The sequence below is a fragment of the Pseudomonas tolaasii NCPPB 2192 genome, assembly GCF_002813445.1.
In the GTDB taxonomy this organism is placed as follows: domain Bacteria; phylum Pseudomonadota; class Gammaproteobacteria; order Pseudomonadales; family Pseudomonadaceae; genus Aquipseudomonas; species Aquipseudomonas tolaasii.
Genome location: NZ_PHHD01000001.1, coordinates 1,927,352 through 1,939,785, shown reverse-complemented (window position 1 = coordinate 1,939,785; position 12,434 = coordinate 1,927,352). Strand labels below are relative to the sequence as shown.

At 61.1% G+C, this 12,434-nt stretch carries 7 protein-coding genes and 2 pseudogenes; 3 read left to right on the top strand and 6 right to left on the bottom strand.

The annotated features are described in order from the left end of the window. Positions 1-82: 82 nt before the first annotated feature. The 3 genes and pseudogenes from ATI14_RS31960 to ATI14_RS09035 form a co-directional block, all read left to right on the top strand. A pseudogene (locus ATI14_RS31960) lies at positions 83-1,093 on the top strand (methyl-accepting chemotaxis protein); the annotation flags it as partial. 33 nt (positions 1,094-1,126) lie between these two features. Next, positions 1,127-1,999 (top strand): methyl-accepting chemotaxis protein, encoded by an 873-nt coding sequence (locus ATI14_RS31955; protein WP_370589141.1) that lies wholly within the window; start codon positions 1,127-1,129, stop codon positions 1,997-1,999. A 136-nt stretch (positions 2,000-2,135) separates the two neighbouring features. Continuing rightward, entirely contained in the window at positions 2,136-4,043 is a 1,908-nt protein-coding gene (locus ATI14_RS09035) for a methyl-accepting chemotaxis protein (RefSeq protein ID WP_016972741.1), read from the top strand. Between the two features lie 257 nt (positions 4,044-4,300). On the opposite strand, the gene ATI14_RS09025 is transcribed toward ATI14_RS09035, so the two are convergent. The 6 genes and pseudogenes from ATI14_RS09025 to ATI14_RS09000 all read right to left on the bottom strand — a co-directional run bounded on the left by ATI14_RS09025 (position 4,301) and on the right by ATI14_RS09000 (position 12,416). Further along, on the bottom strand, positions 4,301-5,035 hold the full coding sequence (locus tag ATI14_RS09025) for an amino acid ABC transporter ATP-binding protein (protein WP_016973143.1): 735 nt from the start codon (positions 5,033-5,035) through the stop codon (positions 4,301-4,303). After that, a complete protein-coding gene (locus tag ATI14_RS09020) occupies positions 5,028-5,987 on the bottom strand; it encodes an amino acid ABC transporter permease (RefSeq protein WP_016973144.1) in 960 nt (319 codons plus the stop codon). Before ATI14_RS09020 ends, ATI14_RS09025 begins: the two co-directional genes overlap by 8 nt. Before the next feature lie 134 nt (positions 5,988-6,121). Continuing rightward, positions 6,122-6,919 (bottom strand): transporter substrate-binding domain-containing protein, encoded by a 798-nt coding sequence (locus ATI14_RS09015; RefSeq protein ID WP_016973145.1) that lies wholly within the window; start codon positions 6,917-6,919, stop codon positions 6,122-6,124. 211 nt (positions 6,920-7,130) lie between these two features. Continuing rightward, the gene (locus ATI14_RS09010; protein WP_016973146.1) at positions 7,131-7,940 is read right to left on the bottom strand and encodes a transporter substrate-binding domain-containing protein; all 810 of its coding nucleotides are present in this window, start codon (positions 7,938-7,940) and stop codon (positions 7,131-7,133) included. Between the two features lie 183 nt (positions 7,941-8,123). Further along, positions 8,124-10,696 (bottom strand): annotated as a pseudogene (mdoH, locus tag ATI14_RS09005) (glucans biosynthesis glucosyltransferase MdoH); the annotation flags it as partial. After that, complete coding sequence (locus tag ATI14_RS09000) at positions 10,689-12,416, bottom strand: glucan biosynthesis protein G (protein ID WP_177006766.1); 1,728 nt, start codon at positions 12,414-12,416, stop codon at positions 10,689-10,691. The gene ATI14_RS09000 and the pseudogene mdoH, both read right to left, overlap by 8 nt. Between the last annotated feature and the right edge of the window lie 18 nt (positions 12,417-12,434).

The window sequence follows — 12,434 nt, the reverse complement described above, 5'->3', positions numbered from 1 at the left end:
GGATTTGTGTTGTTACAGTTTTCTGCATGCCTGCCGATAACCTCTGAATAAGTCCAAGCCTTGTTCCAAAGGAGATCGCCGTATGTACCGTCTGCTAGCCGAAAAACTGGGGAATGTGAGCGTCAATCGCAAACTGGGCATTGGCTTTGGCCTCGTGCTGATCCTGACGTTGTTGATCACCTTCACCGGTTGGACGGGCCTGGGCGATGTGACCAGTCGCGGCGACAAGCTCGGTTTTATCTCCAGCCTCAACAGCCTGACCAAAGACCTGCGCCTGGCGCGACTGGACTTTGAAATGCGCCGCGGCGAACAAGGCACTGACGCGGTCAACAACCTGATCACCCAATTGGACGCAGGCCTGAAAACGGCCGAAAACCTGATCGAACAACCCGACGACAAGGCCTTGGTCGAGCAACAGCTGGACGCCTTGAACCAATACAAAAAAGCCTTTGGCGCCATGGTTTTTGCCGGCCTCAAGCGTGAGGGCGCCCGCAGCAAGCTCGGCGACACTGCCGACAACGCCGTGGCCAAGATCAACGAGATCGAAAAAACCCTGCTGCAAGGTGACAGCGTCACCCAGTTCAACAGCGTGGTCGACCTGAGCAAGCTGATTCAGCAAGCGCGCTTCCAGGTGCGCGGCTACACCTACAGCGGCAAGCCGGACGCCGAACAACCGGCGCTGGATGCCATCGACAATGCTCTGAAGAAAATCACCGAACTGCAGAGCCAGCTGCCGGAGCCCTTCCAGGCCAACCTGCAAGAGGCCGGCACTTCGCTGCAAGCCTATCGCGCCGCGGTCAGCCAATACCGGGATTCCCAAGTGGCAATGGCAGCGGCCCTGAAAACCACCGTCGAGCAAGGCGATATTCTGCTGGGCCACAGCGATAAACTCACCGTCTCGCAGACCGCGGTGCGCGATCACGACGCAGCGCAGGCCAAGCAACTTCTGTTGCTGGCGGCCGCGCTGGCGCTGGTCTTCGGCATCGTCGCCGCCTGGGCCATCACCCGCCAGATCGTCATCCCGCTGAACCAGACTCTCACCGTCGCCGAGCGGGTGGCCTCCGGCGATCTGAGCCACAACCTCAATTCCGGCCGCAAGGACGAACTGGGCCAGTTGCAACGTGCCATGCAAAGCATGACCGTGGGCCTGCGCGAGTTGATTGGCGGCATCAGCGACGGCGTCACCCAGATCGCCAGCGCCGCCGAGCAACTGTCGGCCGTCACCGAACAGACGAGTGCCGGGGTCAACAGCCAGAAAGTCGAAACCGACCAAGTGGCCACCGCCATGAACGAAATGGCCGCCACTGTGCAGGAAGTTGCGCGCAACGCCGAGGAGGCCTCTGAAGCCGCTGTAGCGGCGGACCAACAGGCGCGCGAGGGCGACAAGGTGGTGGGCGAGGCCATCGCCCAGATCGAGCGCCTGGCGACCGAGGTGGGCAACTCCACCGAGGCCATGGGCCACCTCCAGCGCGAGAGCGACAAGATCGGCAGCGTGCTCGACGTGATCAAGTCGGTGGCCCAGCAAACCAACCTGCTGGCACTGAACGCGGCGATTGAAGCGGCGCGCGCCGGTGAAGCCGGACGAGGCTTTGCGGTGGTCGCCGACGAGGTGCGCAGCCTGGCCCAGCGCACGCAAAAGTCCACCGAAGAGATCGAAGAACTGATCGTCGGCCTGCAAAGCGGCACCCAGCAAGTCGCAACCATCATGGACAACAGCCGTGGCCTCACCGACAGCAGCGTCGAACTGACCCGCCGCGCCGGCAACGCGCTGGGCAATATCACTCGCACGGTCTCGACCATCCAGGCGATGAACTCGCAGATCGCCACCGCCGCCGAGCAGCAAAGCGCCGTCGCCGAGGAGATCAACCGTAGCGTGCTGAACGTGCGCGACGTGTCGGAACAAACTTCATCAGCCAGCGAGGAAACCGCTGCGTCCAGCGCAGAGCTGGCGCGCCTGGGAATCTATCTGCAGACGCTGGTCGGACGGTTCCGCGTCTGATCGCTTCCCTTGCGGCGGCCGAATGAGGCCGCCGCACACAGCAACTTATGAAACGTCCTACGCTGTTATCAGCCCGCGACAACTCCAAATCGATTTAGCGTTTCAGCGCGCTTTTTTCTGATTTGGAGGTTTCACCATGTTTCCCCGGCTGACCCGCTTGCTGGTCAACACCAGCGTCCGTCTCAAGCTCGCCCTGGGCTTCGGCCAGGTGCTGATCCTCAGCTTCATCATCGCCGCCACCGGCTGGCAGGCCTTGAATGCGGCGCTGTTCCGCTCCAGCAACCTCACCACCCTCGGTCAACTCACGGCGGTGACCGAATCGATGCGCGCCGACCGTATCGTGTACCGCACACTCACTGACACGGCGAGCCTCGACAAAATGGCCGTGCAGATCGAGAAGATCGACCAGTACCTCGACTACCTGTCCACCCATGTGAAAGACCCGGTTGACCTGGAGCACCTGCTTGAGGCCAGGCAGTTGGTGAAGCGTTTCAAGGCCGCACTGGTGGAGCTGCCGCCGTTGATCGAACAACGCGAGACAATCCGCCCGGCACTGCGCAAAACCGCGCTGCAGGCCAGTGACACGCTCGCTCAACTTGCCAGCGAATTGCCCGACCAGCAGGACCGCCGAGCCCTCGACGCCATCGAAAACCTGCGCCAGACCATGGCACAGGCCGAGGTCCGCACCCAAAGCCCCGCCTGGGCGGCCGAGTCACTGCACGCCTACGCCGAGAGCGTCGCCAAATCGCTGGATGCCCTCGACCTGGCTCAAGCCGCCGTCACCCGCTTGCCGGCGGACTCCGCCTTGCTGAACACCGAACTCACACAGTATCGCAACCTGCTGATCACGCTGAAGGAGGCTCAGCTCACCACCGAAACGGCACAAAACCGTTTTGAGCAACAGATCAACCAATTGCTTGAACAAAGCGACCTGGTCAGCCAGGGCCAGACCTTCAAACGCGATCTCGAGGCCGAGAACACTCGCGCGCTGATCATCGCCGTGACAGTGGCAGCGTTGTTGCTCGGTGCGCTGTCCGCTTGGTGGATCGCGCGGCAGATCGCGCTGCCGTTACGCCACGCACTGGTTGCCGCCAACCGCATCGCCGAAGGCGATCTGAGTGAAAGCAACCCGGTGGAGCGTCGGGATGAACTTGGGCAATTGCAGCAAAGCATCGGAAAAATGACACGCAACCTGCGCGCCTTGATCAGCGGCATCGGCGACAGCGCCGGGCAAATCGCCCGTGCCGCGACGCAGTTGTCAGCCGTCACCGAGCGGACGCGCAAAGGGGTCAATAACCAGCGCGACGAAACCGACCAGGTCGCCACGGCCATGAATGAAATGCTCGCCACAGCACAGGAAGTGGCGCGCCATGCCGAGCAAGCCTCCGTCGCCGCCAACGAAGCGGACCGGCAGGCCGGCTCCGGTGAGCAGGTGGTGACACAGGCTGTTGAGCAGATTGGCCATCTGGCCCATGAGATGGCGCGATCCAGTCAGGCCATGCTGGCGCTACAGCATGAGAGCCACAAAATCGGCAGCGTGCTGGACGTGATCAAATCCGTGTCCCAGCAGACCAACCTGCTGGCACTCAACGCCGCCATCGAAGCGGCGCGGGCAGGCGATGCCGGCCGGGGCTTTGCCGTCGTCGCCGACGAGGTGCGCAGCCTGGCCCAGCGCACCCAGGAGTCCGCCGAGGAAATTGAAGGGCTGATCCTGAGTTTGAACACCGGCACTCAGCGCGTGGCGGACATCATGGACCACAGCCGCAGCCTCACCGACAACAGCGTTGGCTTGACCCGTGATGCCGGTAATGCGCTGGCGGCGATAGCCCGTACCGTGTCGGTCATCCAGGAAATGAACCCACAGATTGCTGCCGCCGCCGAGGAACAAAGCGCGGTGGCCGAAGAGATTAATCGCAGCGTATTGAACGTGCGGGATGTGTCGGAACAAACGTCGGCCGCCAGTGAAGAAACCGCGGCGGCCAGCGTTCAGTTGACGAAGCTGAGTCTGGATTTACAGGCCCTGGTCGGCAAATTCAGACTCTGAGGCTTACAGGACGTGTGGAAAACCAGGCTGTTGTGGCTGGAATTGTGGTTGTGGTTGTGGCGAGCGAGCTTGCTCGCGCTGGGCTGCGCAGCAGCCCCAACAGCCTCACTGCGATTTGCCTGAAACAACGCGTTGGCAGGTTTTAGGGCCGCTTCGCAGCCCAGCGCGAGCAAGCTCGCTCGCCACAACAAGCTCACAGGCCACAGGCCACAGGTCACAGGCCACAGGCCACAGGCCACAGTCGTACAGGGTGAGGCTTACAGAACCTGGCGCAGAAAGGCCTGGGCGCGCGGGTCTTTGGGAGCGTCGAAGAACTCGGCCGGCGAGGCATCTTCGAGCAGTTTGCCGTGATCGAAGAACAACACGCGGTCGGCCACTTCGCGGGCAAAACCCATTTCGTGGGTGACGCAGACCATGGTCATGCCTTCCAGGGCCAGGGTCTTCATCACGTCCAGCACTTCGCCGACCATTTCCGGGTCCAGGGCCGAGGTGGGCTCGTCAAACAGCATCACCTTGGGCTCCATGGCCAACGCGCGGGCAATCGCCACGCGCTGTTGCTGGCCGCCGGAAAGGCGCGACGGAAACTCGTTGGCCTTTTGCGCAATGCCGACCTTTTCCAACAGAGCCAGGGCCTTGGCCTCGCGCTCGTGTTTGCCGCGCTTGCGCACGACTTTTTGCGCCAGGCACAGGTTTTCCAACACGGTCATGTGCGGAAACAAGTTGAAGTGCTGGAACACCATGCCCACTTCGCGGCGGTAGGCATTCACATCGGTTTTCGGGTCGGCCAGTTGCAGGCCGTCGATGCTGACCGAACCCGAGTCGAACGCTTCCAGGCCATTAAGGCAGCGCAGGAAGGTGGACTTGCCGGAACCCGACGGGCCAATCACCACCAGCACTTCGCCCTTGGCGACTTGGGTGGTGACGTGGTCCACCGCGCGCACTACCTGGCCACGGGTATCGAAGACTTTTACCAGATCGCGGACTTCAATCACTTTGCGCGAGCCTCCGCTCAAGCCGGCTGGCCATTTTCGACAGCGGCAGGTTGATCAGCAGGTACAGGCCTGCCACACAGAACAGGATTTCAAACGGCGAAAACGAGGTGGTGATGACCTCGCGACCGCTTTTGAGCAACTCGGTGATGGCGATCACCGACACCAAAGAGGTGTCCTTGACCAGACTGATAAATTGCCCGGCCAACGGCGGCAGCACACGCTTGAAGGCCTGCGGCAGCACCACGTGGCGCATCGATTGGCTGGCACTCAACCCCAGGGATCGCGCGGCTTCGTTCTGGCCACGGGTGATGGACTGCACGCCGGCCCGGACGATTTCCGCCACATAGGCACCCGTGAACAGCGACAACGCGGCGACCCCGGCGAATTCCCGGGACAGATTCAACACCGTGCCGATAAAGAAATAGAAAATGAAGATCTGCACCAATAGCGGCGTACCGCGTACCAGCTCGACGTAGATCGTCGACAAATCGCGCAGGGTCGGGTTGCTCGACAGCCGGCACAGGCCGGTGGCCAAACCAATCGCCAGGCCCAAAATTCCAGACACCACCGACAGCCACAGCGTGGTCCACAAGCCCCACATCAACGGGCCCAGCGCCCAATGGCGGGTGACGCCGACCACATCGCCTTCGGCCACATCATCGCCGCGCGCCACTTGCAGGCTGTTGTCAGCAACGGTCAGCTTTTGCTCGGCACCGGCGTCGTTGCGCAGGGTGACTTCAGCTACATCGCCCTTGCGCACCAGTTCGACCACGGTGGAGATGTCAGCGGCGCGCTGGGACGTTTCGGCCTGATAGGCGAAGTACTGCGGCACACGGTTCCAGCGCCATTCGTAGGACATCAACGACGTGGCGTAGTACAGCGCACCGGCCAGGCCAACCAGCACGACCACGGTCAGCAGGTGCCAGGGCCATTGGGCTTTTTTCTGTTTCATTTCACTTTCCAGGATTTGTGTTGCTTGTCAGGCCGTCATCACAGGCAAGCCAGCTCCCACATTTGATTGTGTTCGCCGATCAAAAGGTGGGAGCTGGCTTGCCTGCGATGGGAGCGACTCGATTTCAGCCTGACTTATTCCATGTCCTTGAGCCACTCGGAGCTCTTGAACCACTTGTCATGGAGGCGATCGTAGGTGCCGTCGTTGCGGATCTGGTGCAGGAAGTTGTTGATGTAGTTGAGGCTGTCGTAATCGCCTTTTTTCAGGCCGAACGCCAAAGGCTCAAAGGTGAAGGGTTCTTCGAGGAACACCAGCTTGCCGTTGCCGACTTTTTTCTCGGCGACTACGTTGTACGGCGCGTCGTACACAAAGGCGTCGGCTTTGCCGTTGACCACGTCCAGCACGCCTTCCTGCTCGTTGTCATAGCCGTGGTACTTGGCTTTGGAGATCAGCTTCTTCGCGACCATTTCGCCGGTGGTGCCCAGCTTGGACGTCAGGCGGTATTTCTCGTCGTTCAGGTCTTTGTAAGACTTGATCGTGCCTTCCAGGTCCTTGCGGATCAGCAGGGTCTGGCCGACGACGATGAAAGGTTCGCTGAAGTTCAGGCGCAGGTTGCGTTCCTGGGTCAGGGTCATGCCGCTGCCGATCATGTCGAACTTGCCGGTCAGGAACGCCGGGATGATGCCGTCGTACCCGGTGGACACCAGCTCCAGCTTGACGCCCATGGACTTGGCCAGGGCCTTGAGGATGTCGACTTCGAAGCCGATGATTTCACCGCGCTTGTCTGTCATTTCGAACGGCATGTAGGTCGGGTCCATGCCGACTTTCAGCGAGCCGCGCTTGACCGCATCGTCGATTGCACCGGCCTGGGCCGCAGTGGCGGCGACCAGCGCCGTGACGCCGAGCAGCAGCATCGAAAGATACTTTTTCATCATCAAGTCCCCTGGACGATTCTTCTAAGGTCGGCGCGCAAAAGGGCTGCACCAATTCGGGGAGCGATCCTAACCCACTCGCCTCCTGTCACAAAGGTTTCACGGGTAAATGTTGTCGGCGTATGTCGGAAAAGCCCCACAACGGTGCAGCGAGCGCTGGCGGTAGACGCGTCAGCGTCTGTTCACTGGCAATCCGTTGATGTGTAAGCAGTTATGACTCAGCGTCAATCTCGGCCATCCAGTCGGTGTCCTTGAACCACTTGTCATGAAGGCGATCGTAGGTGCCATCCTGCGCCACCTGATTGAGGAAGTGGTTGATCCAGTTAAGGCTGTCGTAATCGCCCTTTTTCAGGCCGAAGGCCAGCGGTTCGAAGGTAAACGGTTGCTCAAGGGCCAACAGTGTCGCGTTTTCCGGACGGGTCATGGCGATCAGGTTGTAGGGCGCATCATGGATGAATGCATCGGCCTTGCCCGCCACCACTTGGCGCAAAGCTTCTTCCGAGGTGACGAAACTGCTGCGCCGGGCCGCTCCCAGAAAGCGCTGCGCTGCGGACTCCCCGGTGGTGCCTTCAGTGGTCACGATGCGGTACCCGGCTTCGTCGAGGTCTTCAATGCTGAACACCTTGCCGGCCAGGCTGGGATGCATCAGCACGGTCTGGCCCACCACGATGAAGGAGTCGCTGAAATTCAGCTTCAGGTTGCGCTCCTGAGTGACGGTCATGCCGCTGCCGATCAAGTCGAATTTCTTCGCCATCAACCCCGGCAGCAAGTCGGTATAAGGCACCGAGACCAGCTCCAGCTCAACGCCCAGGGCGCGGCTCATCGCCTGCAGCAGGTCGATTTCGAAGCCGACGATACGGCCGTGCTTGTCAGTCATTTCGAAAGGCACGTACGTGGGCGTGGTGCCGACTTTAAGCACGCCGCGGCGCACGGCATCGTCGAGCACGCCTGCACTCACCACGCCTGCGCCTAGAAACAAGACAACGCCGATCAGGCATATCGAACAGCACTTTTTGAACATGAACGCCCCCGTGGCAAACCGAATTGGGGGGCGATGCTACCCCAGCCACAGGCACGGCAAAACGCCTCGAACAAAGGTCTTTTGTTTCGAAATAACAAGGAGTTAGGAGAAATCGGAAGCGGCGCACAACGCTGTAGGACCAGCGCTTGAAGCACCCCCGAGGTGAGCCCTCGGGGGTGTCTGAATCAGGCCGGTTGGGCCTGGGACGACAGTGGTTTGAGTGGTAGTAATGGCGCGTGCGGATCAGCCTTGATCGAGGCACGCCAAGCGCCGAGCCAATCCGCATGGCCTTCGCTCCAGACCTGCTCGTGCAGGCGGGCCAGGGCAACCGGGTCGCTGAGCAAGGCCACGCGCTCGCCGTTGTTGAGGCCGGCCGGGCCGACTTTCAACGCATGACGAACACGCTCAAGGCGCAGGTACTCGATCGGTTCGGCTTCACGGTGACGCGAAGTCGCCAAGGCGCAGGCCAGGGCGTTCTGCTGCGGATCGACCACCGAACGCACAAACCCGTCATTCAGGGCGTGCCAACGGTTTTCGTGGGTGTACTTCTCGGTCGACAGCAGCGCTTGCGGCGGATTGTATTCCTCAGGGATCAGGAACAGGCTCTCGTCGCGGGACTTGAGGCCCAGTTTCACCCGGCTGGAAATCACCGATACCGGAATCGACAGCATCAACGAGCCGACAATCGGGGTCAGCCACCACAGGAAACTCGGGTTCAGCCACACCACCAACAACGCCCACAGGAAGCCGAGCACAGTCTGCGGACCATGGCGCTTGACCGCCTCGCTCCAGGGCGTGGAGTCGTCGTCACGTTGCGGCGAGTTCCAGGTTGCGGCCCAACCGAGGAACGCGGCGAGCACGAAACGGGTGTGGAAGATCATCCGCACCGGCGCCAGCAACATGGAGAACAACATCTCCAGCAGCATCGACAGGGTCACCTTGAACTTTCCGCCGAACTCTTTCGCGCCCTTGGCCCAGATCAAAATGATGCTCAGCAGTTTCGGCAGGAACAGCAGCACGATGGTGGTGGAGAACAGCGCCACCGCCTTGTCCGGGTGCCATTGCGGCCACAGCGGGTACAACTGGCGAGGCGCCATGAAGTACTGCGGCTCCATCAGTGTGTTCACCGCCAGCAAGGCTGTGGACAACACCAGGAAGAAGAACCACAACGGTGCCGACAGGTAAGACATCACGCCGGTCAGGAAGACCGCGCGGTGCACCGGGTGCATGCCTTTTACCAGGAACAGGCGGAAGTTCATCAGGTTACCGTGGCACCAGCGACGGTCACGCTTGAGTTCGTCCAGCAGGTTCGGCGGCAGTTCTTCATAGCTGCCCGGCAAGTCGTAGGCAATCCACACGCCCCAGCCAGCACGGCGCATCAGCGCTGCTTCAACGAAGTCGTGGGAGAGGATCGCACCGGCGAACGCACCTTTACCCGGCAACGGCGCCAGGGCGCAGTGCTCGATAAAAGGCTTCATTCGGATGATTGCGTTGTGGCCCCAGTAGTGGGATTCACCCAGTTGCCAGAAGTGAAGGCCAGCGGTAAACAGCGGGCCGTACACACGGGTGGCGAACTGCTGCATGCGCGCATACAGGGTGTCCATGCCCGACGCACGCGGCGCGGTCTGGATAATCCCGGCATCCGGCGTGGCTTCCATCAGGCGCACCAGGCTGGTGAGGCATTCGCCGCTCATCACGCTGTCGGCGTCGAGCACCACCATGTACTTGTAGTCACCGCCCCAACGACGGCAGAAGTCATCGAGGTTGCCGCTTTTACGTTTTACGCGACGGCGACGACGGCGATAGAAGATCTTGCCGAAACCACCGGCTTCGCGGCACACATCGAGCCAGGCTTGCTGTTCGGCGACGCAGATGTCGGCTTCGTTACTGTCGCTGAGCACGAAGAAATCGAAGCGATCCAGGTCACCGGTGGCAGCCACCGATTCGAACGTCGCACGCAAACCGGCGAAAACCCGGGGCACGTCTTCGTTGCAGATCGGCATCACCAGCGCAGTGCGGGCGTCCTTCGGAATCGGCTCGTCACCGGCACTTTTACCGGAGATCCGGTATTTATCGTGGCCGGTCAGCAGTTCCAGGAAGCCCATCAGCGCAGTCCAGAAACCGGCCGACACCCAGCAGAACAGAATCCCGAACATGATCAGGATGCTGGTTTGCAGGGCGTAAGGCAGTACCTGGGTGGCGGTTTGCAGCAGGGTCTGGTTGCGGATTTCGTCGAACGAAACCAGCGACCAGCCCTGGTACGGCATGATGCCTTTCATGTACCAGCCGGCAACGATGGTCTGGCCGAGCATCAGGATCAGCAGGATGTAGCGACGGATCGAACCGACGGTACGCCAGCGCGCCGCCGGCAGTACGCGCTCGTCTTTCGGCGGTTTCGGCGGGTTGGTACGGCCGGTCATGCGGCGCCAGCCACGCACCAGAATGTTGGTGCGCCAAGGCTCGGGCACCACTTTGGTACGGCGGATCGGCGGCGTGGCCTTCAGGCAAACCCGGCCACTGGCATCCAGTGCCAGCATTTCGGCGTCTTGCAGCTCTTCGGCCGTGCTGAGGGTCAGCCGGCGACCGACCGAGGCCTGGGCAGCGTCGGTCGGCGCGTCGAAGGCCTTGGACGACAGGCGCTCGTGCAGCTCGCTGAAGGATGAGCAGCCCGCCAGTTCGGCGCGCTGCTCAGCGGTCATCGGAAGGTGCGCCAGGTACTCGGAGAGCGTCTCTGGCTGGGCTTGGGAATTACTCATCGGCAGGCAACTGGTAGCTCCAGGTTTCGGTCAGGACTTGTTCGGTCTTGGCCGGTTCCGGGGTGGAAAGTGGCGTGGCCGGGGCGGCTTCAGGCTGCTTGGCGTCCTTGTCCTTGGCGTCTTTGGTGTCTTTAGCCTCTTTCGCTTCCTTGGCTTCTTTCTTCGCCTGTTTCTCGTGTTGCTTGGCCAGCAGTTTGTCGGCCTTGATCACTTGGGTCGACGCCTTCTCCGGCTCCGGCTGCGGAATGTCCTGGACCAGGGCAGCACGCATTTCGGTCGGTTTGCCTGCGTCCTTGATCTTCATGCGCAGGGTCAGACGCCAGCCTTTGGTGTGCTCGTTGTAGCGCACGCTGTTTTCAACCACTTCGGCGTTGTCGCCCACACTGACCTGGCTGCGAACCGGGGCGTCCGGCGGCAGTTTCTTCAGGGACGGGCCCTCGAAGTCCACCAGGTAAGCCACGCTGCCGTCCGGCTGACGGATCAGGTTGGACTGTTTCACGTCACCGGTGGAACGCAGGGTCTGCTTGACCCAGGCGCTGTCGGCCGGATGCAGATCCTTCTCGTCCATGGTCCAGTGCAGGCGGTAGGCGACGTCCAGCGGCTCGCCGACTTTCGGCAGCTCGGCCGGGCTCCAGAAGGCAACGATGTTGTCGTTGGTTTCGTCGGCGGTCGGGATTTCCACGAGATCGACAGAACCCTTGCCCCAGTCGCCCTCAGGTTCGATCCAGGCGCTTGGGCGCTTGTCGTAGTTGTCGTCCAGGTCTTCATAGTGGCTGAAGTCGCGGCCACGTTGCAGCAGGCCGAAACCACGCGGGTTTTCCACGCTGAAGTTGCTGACCGACAGGTGTTTGGGGTTGTTCAGCGGGCGCCAGATCCACTCGCCGTTACCGGCATGAATCGACAGGCCGCTGGAATCATGCAGTTCGCGACGGTAGTTGAGCACCTTGGACGGCTGGTTTGCGCCGAACAGGAACATGCTGGTCAACGGGGCAACCCCCAGTTTGCTGACCTTGTCGCGCAGGAACATCTGGGATTTGACGTCGACGATGGTGTCGGTGCCCGGGCGCAGCGTCAGGCGGTAAGCACCGGTGGCACGCGGGGAGTCCAGCAGGGCGAAGATCACCAGCTGTTTTTCACCCGGTTTCGGGCGCTCGATCCAGAACTCGGTAAAACGCGGGAATTCTTCGCCGGACGGCAAGGCGGTGTCGATGGCCATGCCACGGGCGGACAAGCCGTAAGCCTGACCCTTGCCCACAACGCGGAAGTAGCTCGCGCCGAGCATGGTCATGATTTCGTCTTGCTTGTCGTCCTTGTTGATCGGGTACAGCACACGGAAACCGGCATAACCCAGCTGTTCGGTGGCTTTGGGATCAAACTTTACGTCGCCGAAATCGAAACGGGTGGGGTCGTACTTGATTTCGTGCACGCTGTCGGCGGTCACTTCGTTGATTTTCACCGGCGTGTCGAAGTGCATGCCCTGGTGATAGAAGGACAGCTTGAATGGGGTGTTTTGATCGGCCCACTCGGCTTTTTCGTTGCGGAAACGAATTTTCTGGTAGTCAGCGAATTTCATTTCGCGGAATTCGTTCGGCAGATTGCTGCGCGGAGCTTCGTATTTCTGCCCGGCCAGCTCTTTTGCCTTGGCCGACACATCATCCAGACTGAATGCCCACAGTTGACCCGCGCCGAACAGGCAAAACAGGGCGGAGCCCGTTACCAGTGCGTTTCGTAACCGTTT

What these genes read in the sequence shown, in the direction of transcription:
- ATI14_RS09010 (WP_016973146.1), bottom strand. Translation starts at nt 7,940, where the DNA reads ATGTTCAAAAAGTGCTGTTCGATATGCCTGATCGGCGTTGTCTTGTTT.
- ATI14_RS09015 (WP_016973145.1), bottom strand. Translation starts at nt 6,919, where the DNA reads ATGAAAAAGTATCTTTCGATGCTGCTGCTCGGCGTCACGGCGCTGGTC.
- ATI14_RS09035 (WP_016972741.1), top strand. Translation starts at nt 2,136, where the DNA reads ATGTTTCCCCGGCTGACCCGCTTGCTGGTCAACACCAGCGTCCGTCTC.
- ATI14_RS09020 (WP_016973144.1), bottom strand. Translation starts at nt 5,987, where the DNA reads ATGAAACAGAAAAAAGCCCAATGGCCCTGGCACCTGCTGACCGTGGTC.
- ATI14_RS31955 (WP_370589141.1), top strand. Translation starts at nt 1,127, where the DNA reads ATGCAAAGCATGACCGTGGGCCTGCGCGAGTTGATTGGCGGCATCAGC.